This window comes from Paenibacillus sp. FSL M7-1455, from assembly GCF_038004655.1.
In the GTDB taxonomy this organism is placed as follows: domain Bacteria; phylum Bacillota; class Bacilli; order Paenibacillales; family Paenibacillaceae; genus Paenibacillus_AQ; species Paenibacillus_AQ cookii.
The window spans coordinates 1459565-1482273 of sequence record NZ_JBBORO010000001.1 but is presented as its reverse complement, the minus strand read 5'-3'; the positions used below and the strand labels follow the sequence as shown (position 1 = coordinate 1482273).

At 54.8% G+C, this 22709-nt stretch carries 23 protein-coding genes; 7 read left to right on the top strand and 16 right to left on the bottom strand.

The annotated features are described in order from the left end of the window. Positions 1 to 8 precede the first annotated feature (8 nt). The 3 genes from NYE48_RS06915 to NYE48_RS06905 form a co-directional block, all read right to left on the bottom strand. Positions 9 to 1343, bottom strand: a complete 1335-nt coding sequence (locus NYE48_RS06915) for a DRTGG domain-containing protein (RefSeq protein WP_036707840.1) — start codon at positions 1341 to 1343, stop codon at positions 9 to 11. A 132-nt stretch (positions 1344 to 1475) separates the two neighbouring features. Further along, the gene (locus NYE48_RS06910; protein ID WP_036707838.1) at positions 1476 to 1763 is read right to left on the bottom strand and encodes a hypothetical protein; all 288 of its coding nucleotides are present in this window, start codon (positions 1761 to 1763) and stop codon (positions 1476 to 1478) included. Between the two features lie 122 nt (positions 1764 to 1885). Then, positions 1886 to 2233, bottom strand: a complete 348-nt coding sequence (locus NYE48_RS06905; RefSeq protein ID WP_036707835.1) for a YlbF family regulator — start codon at positions 2231 to 2233, stop codon at positions 1886 to 1888. A 166-nt stretch (positions 2234 to 2399) separates the two neighbouring features. Here NYE48_RS06905 and NYE48_RS06900 point away from each other — a divergent pair, with 166 nt between their 5' ends. The 6 genes from NYE48_RS06900 to NYE48_RS06875 are packed head-to-tail and all read left to right on the top strand — an operon-like array spanning position 2400 to position 9016. Then, positions 2400 to 3767: a YheC/YheD family endospore coat-associated protein gene (locus tag NYE48_RS06900; RefSeq protein ID WP_340997665.1), complete on the top strand. Its 1368-nt coding sequence runs from the start codon at positions 2400 to 2402 to the stop codon at positions 3765 to 3767. 12 nt (positions 3768 to 3779) lie between these two features. Beyond that, a complete protein-coding gene (locus tag NYE48_RS06895; RefSeq protein WP_340997664.1) occupies positions 3780 to 4901 on the top strand; it encodes a YheC/YheD family endospore coat-associated protein in 1122 nt (373 codons plus the stop codon). Beyond that, on the top strand, positions 4901 to 6271 hold the full coding sequence (locus NYE48_RS06890) for a YheC/YheD family endospore coat-associated protein (protein WP_340997663.1): 1371 nt from the start codon (positions 4901 to 4903) through the stop codon (positions 6269 to 6271). Before NYE48_RS06895 ends, NYE48_RS06890 begins: the two co-directional genes overlap by 1 nt. Positions 6272 to 6321: 50 nt before the next feature. Continuing rightward, positions 6322 to 7383, top strand: a complete 1062-nt coding sequence (locus NYE48_RS06885) for a YheC/YheD family endospore coat-associated protein (protein ID WP_052146857.1) — start codon at positions 6322 to 6324, stop codon at positions 7381 to 7383. 20 nt (positions 7384 to 7403) lie between these two features. Next, complete coding sequence (locus NYE48_RS06880; RefSeq protein WP_340997660.1) at positions 7404 to 7922, top strand: GNAT family N-acetyltransferase; 519 nt, start codon at positions 7404 to 7406, stop codon at positions 7920 to 7922. Next, positions 7904 to 9016, top strand: coding sequence for a YheC/YheD family endospore coat-associated protein (locus tag NYE48_RS06875; RefSeq protein ID WP_340997659.1), 1113 nt, complete (start codon positions 7904 to 7906; stop codon positions 9014 to 9016). Before NYE48_RS06880 ends, NYE48_RS06875 begins: the two co-directional genes overlap by 19 nt. 67 nt (positions 9017 to 9083) lie before the next feature. On the opposite strand, the gene NYE48_RS06870 is transcribed toward NYE48_RS06875, so the two are convergent. The 4 genes from NYE48_RS06870 to sigI all read right to left on the bottom strand — a co-directional run bounded on the left by NYE48_RS06870 (position 9084) and on the right by sigI (position 13134). Next, positions 9084 to 9773, bottom strand: a complete 690-nt coding sequence (locus tag NYE48_RS06870; protein ID WP_340997658.1) for an HAD family hydrolase — start codon at positions 9771 to 9773, stop codon at positions 9084 to 9086. 211 nt (positions 9774 to 9984) lie between these two features. Next, positions 9985 to 11031 carry an S-layer homology domain-containing protein gene (locus tag NYE48_RS06865; RefSeq protein ID WP_212950431.1) on the bottom strand — a complete coding sequence of 349 codons (1047 nt, stop codon included), beginning with the start codon at positions 11029 to 11031 and terminating at the stop codon, positions 9985 to 9987. A 106-nt stretch (positions 11032 to 11137) separates the two neighbouring features. Beyond that, positions 11138 to 12409 carry an anti-sigma-I factor RsgI family protein gene (locus NYE48_RS06860; RefSeq protein ID WP_340997655.1) on the bottom strand — a complete coding sequence of 424 codons (1272 nt, stop codon included), beginning with the start codon at positions 12407 to 12409 and terminating at the stop codon, positions 11138 to 11140. Further along, positions 12409 to 13134 carry an RNA polymerase sigma-I factor gene (gene sigI, locus NYE48_RS06855; protein ID WP_212950434.1) on the bottom strand — a complete coding sequence of 242 codons (726 nt, stop codon included), beginning with the start codon at positions 13132 to 13134 and terminating at the stop codon, positions 12409 to 12411. Before sigI ends, NYE48_RS06860 begins: the two co-directional genes overlap by 1 nt. Positions 13135 to 13266: 132 nt before the next feature. Between sigI and NYE48_RS06850 the strand changes: the two genes are divergently transcribed. Continuing rightward, entirely contained in the window at positions 13267 to 13599 is a 333-nt protein-coding gene (locus NYE48_RS06850) for a hypothetical protein (protein WP_340997653.1), read from the top strand. A gap of 159 nt (positions 13600 to 13758) precedes the next feature. On the opposite strand, the gene NYE48_RS06845 is transcribed toward NYE48_RS06850, so the two are convergent. The 9 genes from NYE48_RS06845 to NYE48_RS06805 all read right to left on the bottom strand — a co-directional run bounded on the left by NYE48_RS06845 (position 13759) and on the right by NYE48_RS06805 (position 22668). Continuing rightward, positions 13759 to 13956 carry a YqaE/Pmp3 family membrane protein gene (locus NYE48_RS06845; protein WP_036711879.1) on the bottom strand — a complete coding sequence of 66 codons (198 nt, stop codon included), beginning with the start codon at positions 13954 to 13956 and terminating at the stop codon, positions 13759 to 13761. A 175-nt stretch (positions 13957 to 14131) separates the two neighbouring features. Then, entirely contained in the window at positions 14132 to 14701 is a 570-nt protein-coding gene (locus NYE48_RS06840; protein WP_036711877.1) for a manganese catalase family protein, read from the bottom strand. Between the two features lie 88 nt (positions 14702 to 14789). After that, positions 14790 to 15257 (bottom strand): spore coat protein CotJB, encoded by a 468-nt coding sequence (locus NYE48_RS06835; protein ID WP_340997649.1) that lies wholly within the window; start codon positions 15255 to 15257, stop codon positions 14790 to 14792. After that, positions 15257 to 15493: a spore coat associated protein CotJA gene (locus tag NYE48_RS06830; RefSeq protein ID WP_246536923.1), complete on the bottom strand. Its 237-nt coding sequence runs from the start codon at positions 15491 to 15493 to the stop codon at positions 15257 to 15259. Before NYE48_RS06830 ends, NYE48_RS06835 begins: the two co-directional genes overlap by 1 nt. Positions 15494 to 15669: 176 nt before the next feature. Continuing rightward, positions 15670 to 16701: a sporulation integral membrane protein YtvI gene (gene ytvI, locus NYE48_RS06825; protein ID WP_340997647.1), complete on the bottom strand. Its 1032-nt coding sequence runs from the start codon at positions 16699 to 16701 to the stop codon at positions 15670 to 15672. 11 nt (positions 16702 to 16712) lie between these two features. Next, positions 16713 to 18068, bottom strand: a complete 1356-nt coding sequence (locus tag NYE48_RS06820; protein ID WP_036711874.1) for a hemolysin family protein — start codon at positions 18066 to 18068, stop codon at positions 16713 to 16715. A gap of 17 nt (positions 18069 to 18085) precedes the next feature. Next, the gene (gene yfkAB, locus NYE48_RS06815; RefSeq protein WP_036711871.1) at positions 18086 to 19198 is read right to left on the bottom strand and encodes a radical SAM/CxCxxxxC motif protein YfkAB; all 1113 of its coding nucleotides are present in this window, start codon (positions 19196 to 19198) and stop codon (positions 18086 to 18088) included. Between the two features lie 110 nt (positions 19199 to 19308). Continuing rightward, positions 19309 to 21546, bottom strand: coding sequence for an MMPL family transporter (locus NYE48_RS06810; protein WP_340997645.1), 2238 nt, complete (start codon positions 21544 to 21546; stop codon positions 19309 to 19311). Positions 21547 to 21558: 12 nt separating this feature from the next. Continuing rightward, complete coding sequence (locus tag NYE48_RS06805) at positions 21559 to 22668, bottom strand: HD-GYP domain-containing protein (protein WP_340997643.1); 1110 nt, start codon at positions 22666 to 22668, stop codon at positions 21559 to 21561. Positions 22669 to 22709: the final 41 nt, after the last annotated feature.

The following is a 22709-nucleotide window of genomic DNA, read 5'->3' as shown; positions in this document are numbered from 1 at the left end:
CTGCAGCCCTAGCCGTGTTCGATGGACTGCAGCGTCAGGACCGCTTTGGCGACCAAGCTGTCCATGTGCGTCATTTCGATTTCCATCTTGCACGTCCGGCGGCTCGCCTCCAGCAGGCGCGGCATGACGGCGACGGGATCTTCGATCTGGACGGGCCGCACGAAATAGGTGGACATGTTGTCGAGCACGAAATCGTTGCCCGTCATGTCCTTCGCGGCGCGCAGCGCGGCCTGCGTCATGACCGTCGTCAGGATGCCTTCGGAAATCGTCCCGAGATCCGTCGCCATCTGCGGCGTAATGAAGCCGTGGAAAAACAGCCGCCCCTCTTCGTCCCGCTCATCGGCGAAACCGTTCCAGATCAAATGATCGAACGTCTCCCCGAGCTGCGGCTGCTTGCGTGCGTCGCGCATCGCCTGCAGCACTTCCTTGCGCGAAACGGTGGCCACCAGCTTGCGGTTTTTGTCGATGATCGGCAGGAAGTCGATGCCTTCCCACATCATTAGCTGCGCCGCCGACGCCAGCGAGGTTTGCAGCGTCGCGGTCACCGGATTGCGCACAAGCACCTTTTCGATGCTTTGCTCCGGCGGCAGGTTCCTCAGATCGCTGCGGTTGACGATGCCGAGCACCCGGTTCCATTCGTCGACGACCGGCAGCCGCGTATCGCCTTTTTGCTCGGACAACGCCAGGCTTTCGCCCGCCGTGCTGGACAGCTTGAGCGCGTGGATTTTCGGCTTGCTGCCGACGATATCCTCGACGATCATGATTTTTTTCTTGATCAGCCGGTCGAAAATCGCCCGGTTGATTAGCGACGCCACGGTAAACGTATCATGCCGCGACGAAAAAATCGGCAAATTGAGCTGATCGGCCAGCGCCTTTACCTCTTTGCTCGTGCCGAAACCGCCCGTGATCAGCACCCCTGCTCCCTGCTCCAAAGCCAGCGTGTGCGCGTTCTCGCGGTTCCCGACGATGAGCAGGCTTCCGGCGTCGATGTAACGGGCCATGGCATCCACCTTCATCGCCCCGATCACGTACTTATGCAGGTTTTTATGCAGGCCTTCGGCCCCTCCGAGGACATGTCCTTCCACGATTTCAACGACATCCGCAAAGGTAAGCTGCTCGGAAATGTTGCGCGGCTTCTTTTCGACCCGGACGGTGCCGATCCGTTCCTTCGTCACGACGATGCCGAGATTTTCCGCGTCCTTGAGCGCGCGGTAAGCCGTTCCTTCGCTGACGGACATTTCCCTGGCCAATTTGCGGACGGAAATTTTCGTGCCGACCTTCAGCCCTTCGATATGCAGCAGCAGCTGCTCGTGTTTCGTAATCGCGTCATCACGGCCTTCCAAGCTGTTACACCCCCATCACTTCAACTGTACTATTCTGTATCTATATCATAGCATTCCAAGGCGCGCAAAAAAAGCCGCAGCGCAAAGCGCCGCGGCTTTTTTCGTACGTTCTTCCGGATTTTTGCAACATCCTCACATATGTTCCTGGCTGCGCTGTTTTTCCTCCGGCCATTTCAACTGCCATTGACGCAGCTTCTCCGCCTTGATCCGGTCAAGCGTCTTCTGCTTCTCTTCGTCCACGCCGAGCAAATAATGCAGATGCGCCCCGATGACCAGAAAAGCGAACAGCGCCCAGGCGACACCGAAAGCCGACGTCCAGGACCAGCCTCCGCTAAAGGAAATCAGGGGCAGGGCATACACCAGCATGGCCAAAGCCACGATCAGATACAGGGAATGTTTGATCTTCTTTGCTTTTTTCATTTTGCGGCAGCTCCTTCACTCGTAAATCTATATTTCTACTCTATGAAGGCCGGCCGGAAAATATGAGACAAGTTTTGAAAAACATCCCTGCCAAAAAACGTCGGCGCGTCACCCGGGGGATATTACAAACTTTGCCCGCCGTAAAGGTCCTGAAGGCTGTCCGAAATCGTTTTGTTGATATCCTCGATGATCGTGCTGAGGCGGCGTTCCGCATCAAACAAGCGGCGGATGTTCAGGTTGAGGCTGAGCACGTCAAAGAGCTTTTCCATCTGTTCCATTTCATCCTGGGACGGCATATCGCCGGACATCATCCGCTGCTGGATTTCCATCTGGCGTTTTCTGAAGTCCTCAAGCATGCGCTTGCTTTCAGGGTCTTGCTCGATCAGGCTCATCGCCGATTTGATGTCCTTTACTTCCTGGCATTCCTTCAGCGCTTTGGCCAGTTCATTCGTTTTGTCATAAATATTCATGTGTGTAGTTCCTCCTTACGAAATATGAAAGCTGCAGATCCCCGATTTTATAAAAATGGGTCAATCACCAAGGGATATATGTCCTCATATGATACATTACATGCAAAACGCAGATGCACCTTATCTGCCCTGTAGACATCAAGTTGCTGTTGGAAGGAGATCCACGATGTCCAAAAAAACGCTACCGGTCCAAATGTTCACTCCGGGCAATCTGAAGGAAAACGCCATTGTGCTCGGAGAGAAGCTGGTCAAACAGTGGAAGATTCCTACCGACCGTCCTCTGCAGTTGGCATTTGGTTCCTTCAGACAAGAGATCACCGTCGTTCCCGCAGCCAAATCCAGCGGACTGCGAATCAGTGAGCCTCTGGCCCGCCGAATGGGTCTTTTTTCTCGTCCGGTACTGAGGGCGGCCTATCATTCTACGAGTCGCACGCTCAGACTTGGACCGCTCATCAGCGTGCTGATCAGTCGGGACAATCCGGAACAACCCGATAAACCGTTTGGCTCCATATCCATGTTCTGCCGGGAACTGGTTAACGCCTGCCGGAAGCAGGGAGCCTATGTATACTTCTTTACCCCGGACCACATTCGGGAAGGAGCGGGCAGTATACAGGGTTGGGTATATGACGACGGGTGGCGCCAGACGTCCATGCCGATCGCGGATGTCATCAACAACCGTCTCACCACCCGCAAAATGGAGAATAAACCTAGCGTACAGCATTTTATGAAAGAAGTAAAATCGCTCTACGGCACGCATGTTTTTAATGAAAGGTTTCTGGACAAAAACGAGGTCTTCGACACGCTCAAATCCGACTCCTCCCTTGCCAGGTATATGCCCGAATCTTATTTGCTTACCGGTTTTTCCATGCTCAAAAAAATGTGCCAGCATTATCCGGTCGTGTTCCTGAAGCCGGTGCGCGGCAGTCTCGGCAAAGGCATCATCCGCATCGCAAGGCAACCGGACGGAACCTACCAGACGCTGGCCACTTCGACCGCCGGTGCCCGCAGGCAGACTTACTCCAGCATCACGAAGCTGTTTTCGGGTTTGTCCGGCAAAATGAAAACGACGCGCTACCAAATCCAGCAAGGGCTCAACCTGATCGACCATGCCAAAAGACCGATCGACTTTCGGGCTCTGGTACAAAAAAACGGGTCGGGGAATTGGCACGTGACATCCATCGTAGCCCGGATCGCCGGCGGCAACCATTTCGTTTCCAATCTGGCCCGCGGCGGCACCCTCAGCTCAGTCAAAGATGCAGTGAGCAAGTGCCTGCTGCCTTCGGAGGTCAAAAATACGGCTTACGTCAAGCTGCACCGGGCGTCCCTCGACATCGCCAGGGGAATCGACAACCTGATTCCGGTGCATTTCGGGGAGCTCGGCATCGACCTCGCGATGGACAATTCCGGGAAAATTTGGCTGCTGGAGGTCAACTCCAAGCCTTCCAAAAACGACAATACCCCGCTTAACGAGCAAAAAATCAGGCCCTCGGTCAAAAGGCTGCTCGAATACTGCTGCTATTTGTCCGGTTTTTAAAGGAGGCGCATCATGAAAAGCACCACGCTCGGGACGCTCGGCATCATGTGCTGCCGCCGCGCGGGCAGTCCCCCGTTTTCCGATGAAGGCTACTGCCGGAAACTTTCGGTTCTCGGCAAAAAATACGGCATCCGGGTCATCGTCTTTCGCCCGTCGGACGCTTCCAGGGACCGCACCTTCGTCCATGGTTTCATCTACGGGGAAGGCGGCTGGAGGCAAACCCGGTTTCCTTTTCCGGATATCGTATACGACCGCTGCCTGTTCCACACCGGAAGGGAATTCAAACTGGCGGCAAGCCTGCTGTCGGATTCCCGGGCCGCCAAGGGTTGGACCTTATGGTCGCGCGCGCTTCCGGGGAAGTGGCAGGTCTACCGGATTTTGAAAAAAGACCCCGGCCTTCTGCCTTACCTCCCTCCCACCGAGATCTACCGGGGGAAACAGAGCCTGCTGGAAGCACTCGAATCCTACGGCGGCGAAGCGTTCCTGAAACCGAAGGGCGGGTCCCAAGGCAAAAACGCCCTCTATATCCGGGTTAACCGGGAAAGCGGGACCTGGGCGGCCAAAGGCAGGGACTCCCAAAGCCGGCCCGTGGAAAAAATCTTCCGGTCCGAAGCTGCGGCGGTGCGGTGGGTGACGGAATTTACGGAAAACCGAACGTATATCATCCAGCCGTTTCTGCATTTGCAGGGCAGGAATGGCCGGTCTTTTGATACCAGGGTGTTAATGCAGAAAAATGAAAAAGGGTTGTGGATGCGAACCGGTACCGCGGTTCGGGAGGGCGCCTCGGGTAGCATCACATCCAATCTTCACGGCGGCGGAAAAGCCCTTCCCGTCCTGCCGTACCTCAGCGGACAATTCGGAGCCGATCAGGCGAAGCGGTTGACGTCCGTCATCTCGCAGCTGTCGGAGAAGATTCCGCCGATTCTGGAAAGTCATTTTGGCCGGCTCGGAGAACTGGGCATCGATTTCGGAATCGATACGAAAGGGAACGTTTGGCTGCTCGAAGTAAACTCCAAGCCGGGACGCACCTCCATCCGGCAGGCAGGTGATCCGGACAGCGCCGTTCTCGCGTCGGAAAATCCGCTCCGTTACGCCCGCTATCTACTGCTTCGACAACTTAGGAGGGTAAATTGATGAGTTTGACTTTTTGTAATGTTCATTTTTCGCAGAAACCCGAGAAAGTCGTCTACGTTTCCAACAACTTACTGAAAAGCTTAAAGCTGTCCGGCAAAAAAAACATCCAGCTTCGTCTCGGGAGAGACGTGATCCATGCTGCCGTAAAGTCCATCAACAAACCGGGGAAACATCTGTACCTCGGTTCGGGCGTCCGCAACGGCATCCGCGTGCCTTCGGCCGGCGGCATTTATATACGCAACCAGGATAACGAGTTTCAGCTCGGCCCGCTGATCGGCGTGCTTTCGGATGGGCCCACGAATACCTCCCAGCCTTTCGGGTCGCGCACGCAGTTCATCAAGCAGCTGCTCCGGGAAGGCAGGAAAAAATGTTATATTTTCGCTTTTACGCCCCGGGACATCAATTGGCAGCAGGAAACGGTCAACGGTTACTTTCTCGGCGAAAACGGCAGCTTTTACAGGAGAACCGTCCCGCTGCCCGACGTCGTGTACAACCGGCTCCCGAGCCGGAAGGCCGAAACCTCTTCCCCGATCATCCAGCTGCGCGAACGACTGGGCCGCAGGAAAATCCCTTACTTCAACTGGAGCTTTTTTAACAAATCGGATATCTACCGCCTGCTCGAAAACGACAATACCGTCAACAAATACGTTCCCGAGTCCCATATGAATCCGACCCCCGAAAAAATCAAGGAAATGCTGGAAAGGCATCAGTTCCTGTACTACAAACCCTCGGGCGGCAGCTTGGGAAAAGGCATATACCGCCTGACGTACCTGCCGAAAAAAGGCTATTTCGCCCGCTACCGCAAAGGAAGCGGCAACGTGCTGCTCCGCTTCAGTTCCTTTAACAGCCTGATGCGGATGCTTCAAGCGAGGCACGGCCGGTCGTTAAGCTCCTATGTCATCCAGCAGGGGATCCGTCTGGTCGAAATCGACAACTGTCCCATCGATTTTCGCTTCCATATGCATAAAAACGGAAAAAACAACTGGGTGGTCGTCGGCATAGGCGCCAAAAAAGCCGGACGGGGCAGCGTGACGACGCATTTGAAAAACGGCGGTTCCCTGCTGACCCCGGAACAAGCGCTGAGCCGGGCCTTCGGGCAAAGATCCGAAGAAGTGCTGCAAAACGCCAAAAAAGTCGCCATTACGCTTGCCGAAGCCATCGAGTTCCACCACCAGCACCTGCTTGGCGAAATCGGATTCGATCTCGGGATCGATCAGGATGAGAAGGTATGGATGTTCGAAGCCAACGCAAAACCGGGCCGCTCCATCTTCAGCCATCCTTCCCTCAGGTCGGAAGGGAAAGCTTCTGTGGAGCATATTCTCGAACATTGCCTTTACCTAAGCAAATTCCGCAGGAGGGATTCCGAGTGACTACGACCATCAGCGAAGAAAACGGCAAACCCGTCGTCGCGATCCTGACGATGTCGGGCGGACCGAAGTATTTCCGGGGAAACCTGGCCAACTTTGAAGATATCGTCAAAACCGGGCAGGAAATGGGATATCTGGTTTATGTCGTGACGATCAGGGATCTCAAGCTGCAGGAAGAACGGTTAAGAGGCTACACCCTCAATCCGGGCGGCGAATGGGAAAAGCAGCTTTTTCCCCTCCCGAACGTCATTTACAACCGGATTCCTCAGCGCGAGGATGAGCTGAAGCCCCAGGTCCGGAAAAAAATCAAGGAGTGCCTGGTCCATCCGACGATCAAGTTTTATAATCCGTATTTTTTCAATAAATGGCACCTGTTCGAATGGCTCAAAAAATCGAAAGCCACCGGGCATCTCGTGCCCAAAACCCGAAGGCTGCGGGGAGAGTCCGGCTTGCAAAAAATGCTTGAACGTTATCCTTCCCTCTATCTGAAGCCCGAAAGCGGCAAAGCCGGCAAAGGCATCATGATGCTGAAATACCAGCAGGACAAACCGCTTCCGTACCGCCTGAAAGTCCAGCATCATCGAAGCAGCACGACGTACAAGGGGGCCAGCATTCACCGGCTGTGGAAACGGATCAAAGCGGAAACCGGCACCAGCCGTTATATCGTCCAGCAAGCCATCGAGCTTGCGTCCATTGAGCAGCGCCCGTTCGATTTGCGGGTGCTGCTGCAAAAGACGGGAAAAGGGCAATGGGGCGTCACGGGCGTGGGAGCGCGCATGGCCGGCTCCAAAAGCATTACGACCCACGTCCCCCGGGGCGGCAGCATCGAAGATCCGGGCAAATTGCTGACGGCCGTGTTCGGCGAAGGCAGCGCGCCCGGCATGATCAACCGCGTCAAAACGACCGCGATCGTCATCGCCAGGCAAATCGAAAAGGCTTCCGGCCACCCGCACGGCGAAATGTCCATGGATCTGGGCGTTGACACTTCGGGCGGCATCTGGTTTTTCGAGGCCAACGCCAAACCGATGAAATTCGACGAGCCGCATATCCGCCAAAAATCGCTTGAGCGGATTTTCCAATACAGCCATTACCTTGCGAACGCCCAGAAGCCGTAACGTTAAAAGGAAGTGAGCAGATGCAAATTTCATCCCTCTCCCCGCAGGACGACTGGAACCGCCAGCACGCGCGCGTGCTGCGGTTTCTGTTCGACCACGTCGGGATCCGTTCGATGCGCGAGGATTATTTGCGGCTTGCCAGGGCAACCGAACAGGAGCTGCAGGCTCCCGGCACCTCCCTGCTCCTGGCTACGCTGCGGGGGGAAGCCGGACCCGTTCTGGCCGGAGCGAGCTTTGTGGCCGGCTATGGTAAAGACGCTTTCCTTATTGCGGTCCATCCGCTGTACCGCCGCAAAGGCGTCGGCTGCGCCCTCCTGAAAGCACAGCTTGACCGGCTCGGCAGCTTGGAATGCAGGGCAGGGCTGAACCAGGTCCCCTTCCTGGGGCTTTGCTTCAAAGCCGGACTCATTGCCTCTTCCCTGGCCATGGCATCGACGGGCAGAACGCTCCTCCGTCTCGAAGGAAACGCGCCAAAAACAGACCGCCGCATAGCGGCCCCAACCAAAGAAGGTGAAAGATTGTGCCGGTTCCCGTCTTAGGCATTTTGACGCTATATCTGAACGACCATAAAGCTCTTGAGGAAAAACCCGTATACCAGAAAATGATCATCGAAGGCCGCAAAATCGGCCTGGACGTATTCGTATTTACGCCTATGGATGTCAGCGATTCGAAGCAAAAAATTCACGCCCTGGAGTATGACGCCAAAAAAGGCGCATGGAGGCGCAGATGGCGTTCGTTCCCCGACATGATCTATGATCGCTGCCGAATCCAAAAAAGCTCCCGTTTCGAGCAGCTGCTTCAATTTCGCCGCCGATACGGGCATATGCAATTCCTGAACCGCCCGCTCCGCAATAAATGGACGATTTACGAGGTGCTTTCGCGGAGACCCGAATTCAAGAACCACCTTCCCGAAACCCATTTGTTCCATGGTTTTTCCGACGTGCACCATATGCTGAAAAAAACGCCGATCGTTTACCTGAAACCGATCAACGGCACCGGCGGACGCGGAATTTTGCGGGTCGAACGAATTAAAGGAACGCCACACTACTATATCCAGGGCCGTAATCAACAGCGGAAAATCATCACGCCGCAAAAAATCCACGCTTCCCGCCTGGGAGCCGTCCTAAGCGGCTGGAGCATGAAAAACCGCTATTTGGTGCAGGAGGGAATCGCGGTCGATCTCCCCGACGGCAGGGTTCACGATTACCGGATGCTGGTGCAGAAAAACAGGGAAGGCGCATGGGAGCTTACCGGCATCGCCGGACGAGTCGGGGCGCGCCGCAGCGTCACGTCCAACCTCCATGGCGGCGGGCATGCCATCTCCTTCAACGACATGATGGAACGATGGATCGACGATGAGGAGAAACGGCGCAAGGTGCAGCGGAGAGCCGAAAGGCTCGGCGTCGAGGTGGCTTCATTCCTGGAAAAGCAATACGGGGCTTTATGCGAGCTGGCGCTCGACCTGGCGATCAACAAAAAAGGGGAGATTTACCTGCTTGAAGTCAACCCCAAACCCGCCAGGGAGGTGTTCTCGCAAATCGGGGACGCCGAGCTGTACCGGAAGGCGATCGTGAAACCTTTGGAATACGCCGTCGGGTTATACGAAAAAATGCATGAGCCCTCGCACGAATAAAAACGGACGGACCGCGGATGACTCCGCGGCCCTGTCCGTTTTTTTTGCTGCAGGGTTATGCGTCCGGCTACTCTGAATCAGTTTCCTCATACAGCTTTAAAAGCTCGGCGAACGAAGAAATGAGCACATCCGCTCCCTTGAGTTCTTCGTCGTGGCCGAAACCGGCATAAGCGCAGCCGACGGCGCACAATCCGTTTTTCTTGCCAGCTTCGACGTCGGAAGACCGGTCTCCGACCATCCATGCGGACTTTACGCCGTTTTCGTCCAGCAGCAGCTTCACCAAATCCACTTTGGAAAGCGTGCCGTGTTTGCCTGCGCTGTACAATCCGTCAAAAAGCGCGGCCAGGCCATGCGTCTCCACGATCCCGCTTATGTAATGCTCAAGCCCGTTGCTGGCGACAAACAGCTTGACACCCCGCCGATGCAGCTCCTCGAGCGTTTCCTTCACTTCCGGGTACAGCTGCGTTTCCCCGCCTGCCAGCCCCTCCAGCTCCAGCTGAAGCAGCAGCTCGTTCGCGCGGGCGTGGGCCTGCGGGCTCCCGTCGGGCATAACGACCTTCCAAATATCTTCGAGCAGCATGCCCAGGCTTCCCAGCAGCCGCTCCTGCGGCGGCGTCGGCGACGTATAAAGCCCTTCGCTGCGAAGCGTGTCGAACAGCTTGTGGTATGCCGGCAGCAGCACCGTTTCCGTTTGGAACAGCGTACCGTCCATGTCGAAAATCATGGCCTCGGGACGGATCCGTTTGCTTTGGTTCATTGGTTTTACCTCTTCCCTTCTATCGCTTCGATGTCTTTCGCTTGCTTATAGCTTATGATAAGGGAAGCCCTTCGGGATGTAAACCAAGGAGGCTCCGCTTTTGCTTGATCCCGCTCCTGCTGCATGGATTCTTGTTGAAAAAGGCCAGGAACGCATCAAAGTCGATTTGTCCTGGCCCCGTTTCGCAAGCCATCCCTCTCAACGGAAAGATTTACTTGCCGGTTTTTTTATCGGATTTTTTGCCGTTGCCCGCATTTTCGGCTTTTTGCGGTTGATCGTTGGCCGCAGGTTTCTCGCTTCCTTTGGAGGCCAGCAGTCTGGCGTCGACGACCTTTTGATCCAGAACGGTCAGAACCACCTTGTCGTTAACGGCCAATTGATCTGCCTTGATCGCTTTGTTGTGATAGCCGACGAGCAATCCGCTTTCGATTTTGAAGGTGCCGATCTCCTGGTTTGCCGTTTCGATTTTGATCTCCCCGTAGGTATCCGCCGTTACCGACGCCGCGGGAAAAGAAATTTCCTTCACGGTTCCGTTCACTTTCACCGCACCGGCTTTTTCCATCAGGTCTTCGTTCGTTCTGTCGAGCAATGCCGCCATTTCGGCGCGGGTCACGCCCTTATTCGGCAGGAACGTTCCGTTTGGATAACCGCTGATAAGCCCTTTCTCCATCGCTACTTTGACATAACCGACGGAAGCGGCGGGAATGGCGCTGGAATCTTTGAAGCTCAGCTTGGCTGCCGTTTGGGCCGACGCCTCTTTTTCGAAGCCGAGAGATTTGACGAGCAGGCTGGATACCCAGACGCGGCTCGCCGGCTTCTCCGGCTGGATCTTTTCGTTCGCATCAAGCAATCCATGCTCCAAAGCGGTGGCCAGGTAACCGGCAGCCCAAGGATATTTCTTGCTCAAATGATCCGCATCCTGGAAAGGAAGGTTCGGGCTGGCAGACTTGGACTTCGCCTCCTCATCAAGCCCCATCAGGCGAACGGCCATGACGATCGCTTCAACGCGGGTCACTGGCTTGTTCGGACGGAACGTGCCGTCTTCAAATCCTTGGAAAACGTGTTTCGATTGCATTTTGAGAATGTTTCCTTCCGCCCAAGGCGCGTCATTGATATCCTTAAACTTCAGCGCGGCCTGAGCGCGGACCTCCGGCTTGGCGGAAGATGCGGCTCCGTTAGCCGATGCGGCTTGAACGGACAGGCTCAAGGCCAGCGATACGGCAAATGTGGACAGCAGAATGTGTTTAACTTTTTTCATTTCTTCATCCCTCGCAAACGATAAAATTTAGGCTGCTTTTGTAGTAAGCACATATTTCATTACGTCGCGTCCCATCGTTTTGAGGGGGTCTTTTCAAAAAAATGAATCATTTATTTTTCGGACCGTTTTTCCCGCTGTGTTCTTCTGGCGCGATCTCCGGCGCGTTCGCCGCCGATTTGCCGCTATTGGGCTGTACGCCGCGGTCGGCCGGCGGCTCCTCCTTGGCGGGTTTGCCGTTTTTGGCTTGAGCGCCGCCTTTCGCCTGTTCGCCGCTTTTCCCTTGGGCGTTTTCCTTGGCCGGATTGCCATCCGCTTTTTTCTCATCGCGCGGCATCGTTTTGCTTTCGCCGGATTGCGGAGTTTCTTTAGGGCTCGAACCGCTGCTGCCTTTAACCGGATCCTCCCGCCGGCTTTTGGCAGAATTGCCTGCATCCGCCTTTCGAGCCGCGCCGTCTTTTTGCTCCGCGCTGTCGGCAGGATAATCTTTGCTTTGCAGGGAATGCTTTTGCGTCTGCTGCGGCTGTTTGACTTCATTTCCTTTTCCGGTACCGGCCTGCCCTCCCTTGCTTCCCTCAGGAGCCGCATTCGCGGGAGCGGACGGCTGCACGGTTTCGGCATGGCTTCCCGCTCCGTCAAAAAAGCGCTGCGGGTCCACCCCTGCACCGGCAAGGGCCGCGGCGACGGAACGGGAACGCAGGTCATCGATGTTCAGCCGGATGCCCTTTTCCCCCGCTTTTTCGTAAACGATATACTTATTGAGCGACAACTTCGCTTTTTGGGCTTTGTCCATCAGTTCCCGATCCGCCTCGAACCATTCGAGGTCATATCCGTTTTCCGACGTCTCCACCTTTTGCTTGTCCGGCACAAACGGAGCGGAGCGGAGTTCCACCGTCGACAGCAGGATCCACCTTTTTCCCTCGCCGGCGTTCAAAAACCCCTGTTTCGCCGCCTCATCGACGATGGCATGAACGGCATCGTAAAAATTTTGCCCTTTGAGCTCCCGTTCGGATAATAGCTTTTTGGCATCATCGTTCAGCGGCTTGACCCGGTCGATCCTTCCGTCCTGCCGGACGTACAATTCCATGCTCGGATTGATGTCGATCGCAACCATCGTGGATGCGTTGCCCGTAGAGGGTTTCCATAAAAATACGGCGCCGATCAACAGCACGATGGAAGCCGCAAGCCACCAGGCTTGCCTCAGCCAGCGGCCGTCATGACGCTTTCGCGCGGGTGCGGATCTGGCCGGGGTTTCCACCGGAATCCGATCCCCCAGCTGAGGCATATCGGGCATATGCGGCAGGTTTCGGAAGGTTCCATCCTCGCAGAGAACGACGATACACTTCTCGGTTATTTTCATTACGACTCCATGCATCATCATCACTCCTCCATGTTTGCAAAAGAAACGGTGCTGCGTATCCGTTCGAATTCCGGACATGCGTAGATCAAAACAAGCGCTATGATATATTTACGATTCCGCTCCAGCGTTTTGTGACCCACTTTAAACATTTTCAGCATATTTTTGATCGGCAGCCTTTTGGTCTGCTTCAGCACATCAAGCCATTCCGGCTGTTCGCTGAACCGCTTGGCGATTTGGATCATCTGCTTCCGCGTATCTCTATGCTTCGGGGAACAATCCTCCAGCTCCTCCAGCGACACGCCGTATTCCTGCAGGGCCTCGTCGTATGCAAGCAGCTCCATAGCCAGCTCGCTGGCCGATTGCTCCCTGTCGTAACGTTCGAGAGAACTGGCGATTTCGCTCGGGGTCTGGTCGAACAGGTCCCCCGGCTCGTTCAGAATGACGCTTTCCGATTTTAAAATTCTCCCTTGTCTCCGGAACTCGTCCACAAGGCGGTTATGGATCATCATATAAGCAAAATTGTCGAAGGATTTTTTCATGCCGCTGTCGTACCGGTCGATGGCCTCGTTTAACGCGATCATCCCGATGCTTGCTTCGTCGCGCTCCCACCCGATCGGGCTTTTGCATACTTGGGAGACGGTCCGCAAAATGAAGGGACGATATTGTTCGATGATCCAATCGCGTTCCGACCGGTTTCCTTCTTGGGCGCTTTTGATCACAGATTCGATCGATCTGCCGTCCAGCACAAACCATCACTTCCTAAACGTAAGTCCCAGTCTAGCTGCTAGATTGAGTATATTGTATTTTAATAGGATTGTTCTCATTTTGCACTCCTTCTTCTAAAAATTTAGCGACTGGGAATTCGTGGATAGGCCATGATGGCAAAAAACAACGCATACGCGCGGCAAATTCAAATCCGGCCTCAAAACGATCGTTTTATCCCCATCACCACGACTTCCGATGCTAACTTTCTGGAGGCCCGGGCCAATATCGAAAAAGCCGATCGCGTTGTCGTTTCACAGGTCTGGGATCCCTATGCCTACATTGAATTGGGACTCGCCATGCAATTAAACAAACAAATCGTGGTCGTGGGGGATGACGACTTGATCCAAACCGGCCTTTTCCCTAAGTACGACGATTTTGTTTATGAAAAAGCCCCGGAGGATACCGTCAGCCAATATTTGACGCGTTTATCGAAGAGCGAAAACTAGCTCCTTGCTGCAGCAAACAGCAGCATTGAACCTCTCATCCCACAGACAGCCCGGCCCGGTAAGAAAATAAAAAAAAAACGGCCCCGATTCCGTATTCCATTGGACCAAGGCCGTGTATCCCCCTATTTTGTTGTGCATGGCGTCGTGTCGTTTTTTTCCCTACCGATGTTGATTTTCTATGGCCCGGACGATTTTTTCCGTCCGCTGATCCGCTTTGTACGCGTTCACCACCAAAATGGCATGAATGACGCCCGGAACATAACCGATGCAGGTGAGTATGATGCTCAGAATGAATTGTCCGAGCTTACCGCAGCTAAGAACTGCCAGCGGCGGAAGAAAACATAATAAATATCGCATGGCGTGACCTCGTTTCGTTGAAAGTACTTATAATACGATCCCCCCATCGCGATGGTTCCATCTCTTCGTTATATTGGCGCTGCCGTCCCCCTTATGTATCGGTCACGCAAAAAAACGAATGCCCCATAGGAGGACGCTGCTGCAGGCATCCTTCTTACGGGGCAACATTCGGAAATTAAAAGTATTTCTTTTTCCCGCGGTCGTCCTTAATGATCTCCACCGCCTCGCGGAAACGCAGCGAATGCACGATTTCCCGTTCGCGCAAAAACTTCAGGCTGTCCTGCAAATCGACGTCATCGGTCATGTCGATCAGCCACTGGTATGTAGCCCGGGCCTTTTCCTCGGCCGCGATGTCCTCGTACAGGTCCGCGATCGGATCTCCCTTAGCCTGAATGTAGGTCGCCGTCCACGGCACCCCTGCCGCGTTTTGGTAGAACAGGGCCTTATCGTGATTGGCATAGTGGTCGCCCAAGCCGGCTGCTTTTAGTTGTTCGACGGTAGCATCCTTCGTCAATTTGTACACCATGGTGGCGATCATTTCCAGGTGCGCGAATTCTTCCGTGCCGATATCGTTCAACAAGCCGATGACCTTATCGGGAATCGTATACCGCTGGTTCAAATAACGCAGGGCGGCAGCCAATTCGCCGTCCGCGCCGCCGTATTGCTCCAGCAGGAATTTGGCCATCATCGGATCGCATTTGCTCACCCGAACCGGATACTGCAGCTTCTTCTCGTATACCCACATGGGTGTGGACCGCCTCCTTTAAATATTCCGCAGATTTGCGGCTTTTTCTCCGGTGTTTTTTCAGGTTGCCAAAGCTAAAGTCCTCCCTTTACACCTGCCAAGGCCACGGCGCTTCCGGCCATTCGAAAGGGAATTTGGAATAGGCGTGGCCGAAATGCATCAGCGGGCCGTACAGCTCCTGAAACTTTCTTACCAGCGGGATGCGTTCCTGCGCCAGCCGGTTGTACTGCTCGATGCGTTTCAAATCGTCCGGATGGGTATCCAGATACAGGTTCAGCTCGACCAGGGCGAAATCGATCACCTGAAGCTGTTCCAAAAGCTCGTAATACTGGCGATCCACCGTCCCTTTGGTTTCCGGCTTCATGCCGGCCGGACCGACGTTTTCATGCATGTGATGATGGGCGGGACCGACGTTTTCATGGGCGTGATGGGCAGGACCTATGTTTTCATGCTCATGGTGGGCAGGACCGGCGTTTTCGTGGTGCACATGGGCCGGGCCGACATGGCCAGGCCCGTTCGCCGGACCCGAATTCCGCGGGATTCCTTGTTCAGACATCAAGCTCCTCCTTCCTGCGAATTCCGCTTGGGATTGTACGGACTGAACAGATTGGGCCAAAGCGTCCCCCGCGTCAGGGCTTCCTGCAAACTGTATTGGGGCCAATCCCTCGGCTGGAAGACGATATATTGGTTCGGCGGTACGACGTATGTCCTGTAAGGCAAAGGCGGGCAAGGATCAAACGGTCCGATAAAGGGCTTGTAGACTCGGATCTGGTTGTTCAAAGGATCGTTCACGAACGGAGCCTCCTTCTGGTTCGTATTAAGCCGGACGAGTCTAGGACTCCTCGTTGGGCTCTTCGTAACATACATATGAGGGTTTCGCGGAAACTGAACAAAATTTATCGAAAACAACCAAAAAACTCCCTCGAAACAAGCCGAAACTTGTCCGGGGAGTCCTTGGAAGGCCCGCTTTAAAATTTGATTTTGATCTGAAACAAACCCGCTTTGCGTACGGCCGAATAGATGATGACCACCAGCGGTCCGATAAACACGCCGATGACGCCGACCAGTTTAAAGCCGACATACATGCTGACCAGCGCCGATAAAGCGCCGATGCCGACGGAGTCGCCGATGATCTTCGGCTCGATGACCCGCCTGGCCACCGTAATGACGATAAACAGCAGCAACAGCCCGAAGCCCGTATAGTTATCGCCGACGATAAACAAATAGGCGGCCCACGGAATCAAAACGGAACCAACGCCGAGAATCGGCAAAATGTCGACCAGCATGACAAGCAGCGCAATCGCAAGCGGATAACGGATGTCGAGGATAAGCAGTCCCGTCAACGTCACCACATACGTAAAAGCGCTCAGAATCATCTGAGCCTGCAAAAAACCGAAAATCGACATTTTCAGGCTGTGAAGCACCTGCTGAATCTGCCCCTGCATCTCATCCTCAAACAAGGAAAGAATGCCGGAGCGGATCGCCGGCAGACCAAAGCTGAATAAATACACCGCGACAAAAAAGACGACAAAAAACACGAACGTGCCGGGAATCCCCCTGGCGAAATTGAGAAAGGCCGACGACAGCGTATTCGCAAAGGATTCCGCATACTGCGTGAGATTGGAAAGCAGCGCCCTCAAGCTCTCGGCCAAGTCGGGCCGGATATTGTCGAGCCACCCCCGGGCCTGGATCATCGTATGCTGCGCAAAGTCGTTCGCTGCCGCAAAATACGATGGCGCGTTTTCCCAATACTCTACCAGTTGACCCAATACCTGCAGCCCCAGCATGTACACCAGGAGCAGAACTAGAAGCAAAAACAGAGTACATGTGAGGGAAGCGGCCGCCACCCGGTTCCATTTCAGTTTGCCCATCAGCATGGCATGAACGGGCTCAAGCGAAATGGCGACCAGTGCAGCCAGCAGAAACGGGGCCCCTGCCGTAAACATGACGTACAGCAGGGCCAGTCCGATTCCGATGAGAAGCAGCTGTTTCCCTGACACAAGCTCCCCCCTTAATCCCCGTTTTCCGCCTCCGTTTCTTCCCTGTTCGGTTCGGCGGCGGCAACGCGGTGGATGTTGACCCTTGTGATCCGGAGCCTCGTCGATTCTTCGACTTCGAAAACGTAGTTGGCCAGCTGAACCTTTCTGCCTTTCACCGGATTTCCTTCCAGCTCCTTGAACAGCCAGCCGCCGATGGAATCGACTTCGTCATCTTCGATAATGACGCCCGTCAGATCATTCACGTCTTCGATCAGCATACGCCCGTCCACAGAAATGAAATCCTCCTGAATTTCCACGTCAGGACGCTCGTCCTCGAACTCGTCGTAAAGTTCGCCCACGATTTCTTCCAAAATCTCTTCCGCCGTAAGCATGCCCGCCGTGCCGCCATACTCGTCCACGACCAGCGTCAGCTGAGCGTGTTTTTTCTGCATCAGCCGGAGGACATGGCTGATTTCCATCGATTCCGGCACGTTCAAAATCGGCCGCACCAGCTTCGCCAGCTCCTTCTGGTGCTCTTCATCCGCCAGCAGGAAATCGGTGATATGGACAAAGCCGATGATCTGGTCCTTGTCCTCCACGGCAACGGGATAACGCGAATGTTTGGTTTCGCTGATGATTCGCAGGTTTTCTTCCAGCGTATTGTTCGTGTACAGGCAATCCATGTCCGTACGGGGCAGCATGATCTCGCGCGCCAGCAGATCGGAAAATTCAAAGATGTTGTCCATCAGCTTCATCTCGTCCTTATCGATCACACCGCTTTTGGCGCTCTGATTCATTAATATGCGGATTTCCTCTTCGGAATGCGCAGCTTCCGATTCCGTCGCCGGCTGTACCCCGAACATGCGCAAAATGACGTTTGCCGAAGCGTTCAACAGCCAGATGAATGGAAAAAATATTTTATAGAACAACATCAGCGGACCGGACAGCAGCAAAGCCGCCCCTTCCGTTTTCTGAATCGCCAGGGACTTTGGAGCAAGCTCCCCGAGAACGATATGTAGAAAAGTAATGACGCAGAATCCGAGGATCACCGACACGGAAGAAATGACCGTTTTGTCCGTGATTCCGATCTTGTACATGAGCGGCTGCACCAAGAGGTGCGAGACGGCGGGTTCGCCGATCCAGCCGAGTCCCAGCGATGCCAGCGTAATGCCGAACTGCGTAGCCGACAAATAGGCATCCAGCTTATTGTTTACTTTCAAAGCATAATTCGCCATGCGGTTGCCTTCGCTCACCAGCTGCGTAAGCCGGGACTGGCGCATTTTAACCAGCGAAAACTCCGCGGCGACAAACACCCCGTTAAAGAATACAAGCAGCAAAACCAGGAAAAGGTTGAATAATAGCTTGCCTATTTCAAACTCCCCGTCCAAATCAAACGCCTCATTTCTTAAATGATGTTAGCTTGCCTTATGCTAAAATCGGTTTCCTTGTAATACATATCCTTCACCAGCAGATTCGGTCCGCAGCAGCCTGCCGCGTCGCAGTGGCAGTTTACGGTTTTGTTCAGCGGGTGATCGTTTTGCCATTTGGCAAAAACATCGTCGAGCCGGCTGTCCATGATGTTGCCGAAAGGCGGGACGTCCGAAAAGTCGGTGACATAAACGTCGCCCGAAAACAGGTTGACGTTGACGCGGTTACGTCCGTCCGGGTCGTTGCGGACCGTCACGTTCGGTTCGGATGCCAAGCGGCGGATCAACGCAAGCTCCTCGGGATCGTCGCTGCAAGCAAAAAACGGAAGCGTCCCGAACAGCATCCAGATGTCCGGATTGCGGGCATCAAGCAAGGAATGGATGGCCTTCCGCGTTTCCTCGAGCGATAACACCGGCAGCGAGCTCGCGAAGTTGGACGCATACATCGGATGGACCTCATGGCGTTTGCAGCCCATTTCCTCGATTAGTTTGTGAATTCCAGCCAGTTTTGTATGCGTGCGATAATTAATCATCGATTCGGCGGAGATAAACATCCCCGCTTCGCTTAATTTGACGGCGTTTTCGATCATCTTGTCGTACATGCGGTAGGCCGTTTCCTTCGGAACGGGATGGCTGCTGTTCGCGAAGCCAACCTCGTGAAAATCGTCGCCGTTCAAATAGTTGAACGAAATATGCATGACATCCAGGTACGGAAGCATTTTTTCGTACCGGCTGATATCGAGCGTCAAATTCGAGTTGATCTGCGTCCGGATGCCGCGTTCTTTGGCGTAGCGGAGCAGGGGAACGATCACTTCGTTCACCGTTTTTTCGCGGAAGGACGGCTCGCCGCCGGTCAAGCTGATCGTTTGCAGATGCTCGACTTCATCGAGCCTTTTCAGCATCAGATCAAGCGGCAGAAATTCGGCCTCCTTCATGACGAGCATATCCCCTACGGCGCAATGCTCGCAGCGCATGTTGCACAAATGCGTGACTGTCATTTCCACGCTCGTCAGCACGTGACGTCCGTATGCCCGCAGGGAGCCGATCGGATCCCACGGATCATAGCTTGGCGACAGTTGTATCGTATTCATTTTTTCCTCACCTTATTTCTTTATTTAACCGAGGATTTTGCAAATCCTAAAGCCTAGTCCCTTATATCATACCATGAAGCGACAAAAAACTCTCCCGCCTAAGCCCCGCGTTACGGCCGCGCGTTTTCGCCGGGCGCTTCCCCCTCGCCCTTTTTGGCCAGAAACGATAGCCACCCCGGAAGCCACCAGTTGGCTTTGCCGAGAAGCTTCATCAAGGACGGCACGAGCAGGATGCGCACGACCGTGACGTCGATCAGCACGGAAGCCGTCAGGCCAAGCCCGAGCGCTTTCATCAGCTCGTTATCGGTAAACATGAACGCGCCGGCCACGACGGCCAGAATGAGTGCCGCTCCGGTGATCATCCCCCCGGTTCTCTGCAATCCTATGGCGGTGCTGCGCTCGTTATTCCGCTCCATTTTGTAGGCTTCGACAATCCGTGACAGCATCATGACCTCGTAATCCATGGAAATGCCGAAAACCACGCAAAAAATGAGAATCGGCAAAACGGCGAACACGCTTCCCGTATACGTGACGTTCAGCCATTCCGCGCCGTACCCGAGCTGAAACACGAGGGTGACCAGGCCGAAGCTGGCGCCGAGGCTGAGCAAATTCATCGCCACCGCCTTGAGCGGGAGCAGGACCGAGCGGAAGGCCGCAAACAAAATGATATAAGTGAGCAGCAGGACGACGGCAAGCACGTAAGGTATCCCGCTTTGGATCCGATCCATGATATCAAGCTTGTAGGCCGGGGAACCCGTCACGTAAATAGACATGCCTTCCGGCGGATGCTGCCGGATTTCCCGCACCAGCCTGACGGTATTCGGGGAGCTTTCCCCCTCCTCCGGCACGACGACGATGACGGCCGCACGTCCTTTGGCGGCATGGCGTTTTTCGATCTCGGATTTCAGTTCCGGGCTGACGCCGCTTGCCTCCCCTTTGATATAACCCGCGTAGCTTTCGACGCGGTGAACGCCCGGAAGTTCTTCAAGCATGGTCATATATGATTTCACCAGACGGACGGATCGTGAATCTTCGTAATGCCGGTCCAGCTCCGCCGCAATCATGATGCTGTTGGCTTCTTTCATGTCGTAAGCCTTTTTCATCAGTTCGGCTCCGTATCTGGATTCATAGGACGGCGGCAGCACCTCGGCCGACGGGATGCCCAGCTTCATTTGCAAGGAAGGCAGCATGGCGATGAGCAGCGCTAAGGTAACGACGGCCGCGATGATGCCCGGGCGCGACATGATCCATTCCGAAAGCCGCACCCACGCCTTGCTGCCGTAACCGGCACCATCGGCATGACTTCGGCCAAGCTTGATCGGCAGCGAAAAGATCCGCCGTCCCAATATGCCGAGCAGCGCAGGCAGCAAGGTGCTTGCGGCAAGCACCGACACCAGCACGACCAGCATCCCGCCGAGCGCCAGCGAACGGAAAATGGGGAGATCGACCAGACACAGCGCAAGGAGCCCGGCCATGACGGCCGCACCCGAATAAAGCACCGATCTTCCTGACGTGCGGCATGCAGCCGCAAGCGCGCCGGGGACGTCCTTTTCCGCAAGCTCCTCGCGGAAGCGGCTCACCATGAACAAAGCGTAGTCGATCCCCACCGCAAGGCCCAGCATCGTCACCATATTCGGCAGAAAATTGCTCAGCGCGGCGCCGTTTGCCGCCACGAAATACAAGCCGCCCATCGTCGCCGCAACGCTCCCGACGCCGATCACGACCGGCAGCAGCGCGGCGGGAAGGGTCCGGAACAGGAGCAGCAAAATAACAAGCGCCGCCGGAATCCCGAACGACTCCGCCCGGACGATATCGTGCCTTACGGCCGCGCTCATATCGTGATAAACCGCCAGATTGCCGGTGATATACGTTTCGGTTCCGGCGATCTCCGGCACGGCCGCTTTAATCTCGTCAAAATGCTTGAGCGCTTCGCTTGCCGTTTCGTTCAGCAATACCGTATAAGAGATTATGCCGTCTTCCCCGGCTTTCCGCGTCACCATGCTGGCGTACATATCCTGGACGAACGGTTTGTCCCTAAGCGGAGCGAGTTCCTCCCAAATCCGGTCCTGCGCCTCCGAGGCGGTCAAATTTTTGCCCTCCGTGCTTTGCAGCACGATGTCGAGCGAAGCGGCGGACATATCCAGGTTCTCTTCAAGAAAAGCGATTCCGCGCTCGGATTGGCTGCCGGTCGGCGTAAATCCGCTGTCCTGCAGCAGCGACGGGGTCCTGACGGCGAATGTGCCGAGAACAACGATAAAAAAGACCCACGCGATCGCGACCGCCCAACGGCAGCGGTAGATGATGCTCCCCCACTGCCGTTTTGGCGCTTTATACTGTCGCTCCTTCATGGATCTTCCTCCTTAATGCTGAAAAGAAATCGGCTGTACGTCGGCGTCGTCCACCTCCGTGAGGATGACGGAAAGCTTTCGCGCAAGGTCTATTTCGTAAGGCGCCTTCAGGTTACGCCCCTCCGCATCCGAGAGTATGCGGATCACCGGGCGATGCGGGGTGCTTGAATGGATGCGGGAGACGACGCCGGTTTCGCCCGTGTTTAATTTGACCGTTAATCCCGGCGGGTAAATCGCCACCTTGTCCCGGAACAGCTCCAGCTTTTTTTGATCGTATAACGTCCCCGATCCTGCGTACAGAACCTCTACGGCCTGATGAGGCAGCATAGCGGGTCTGTACACACGATGCGAAGTCATGGCGTCGTAGGAATCGGCAAGCGTCACCCACTGGGCGTACTCATGGATTTCTTTCCCCTGGACTCCGCGCGGGTAGCCGCTTCCGTTCAGCCGTTCATGATGCTGAAAAGCGCAATGGGCCGCCAAAAGCGGGATGTTAGGCTCGTCTTTTAAAATTTTGTATCCGATCTCGGCATGGGCCTTCATCACCCGGAATTCGTCATCCGTCAGCTTTTGGGGCTTGGACAGCACCCGCTGCGGAATTTGCGTTTTGCCGATGTCGTGGAGCAGCGCCCCGAGGCCGAGCTGCATCAGCCGGTCCTCCGGATAGCCGCTTGCGATCCCCAGCACCAGCGAATAGACGCAGACGTTCAATGAATGCTTATACAAATAATGATCCGCGGTATTCATGTCCATGAGCAAGATCATGGAATCCTCCTGCCGGCTGACATCCTTCAATATCGCTTCCATCACCCTGGTGAAATCTTTGCCGAGATGAAAATAACCTTTGGCGATTTTCGAAGTTCCGGACAAACGTTGAAAGTTTTTCCGGATATTTTGCAGCGCCTCGCGGCGCGTATCCTCATGAAGCAATTCCGGTATTACGATTCCCTCTGTCTGTTCGTCTTCTATGTAAACATAACCGATATCCAATTCCACGAGCCGGCGGATCAGCGGAACCGTCAGTTCCACGCCGTCCGCCAAAAGGACGACGCCTTCGTCGTTATATATCTTTTTGCCGATCCTCATACCTTCCTGAAGCTTACGAACGGGTACCAAACGCAAAGCATATCCTCTCCTGCCCTAATTCACGGATTCCGCGGTTC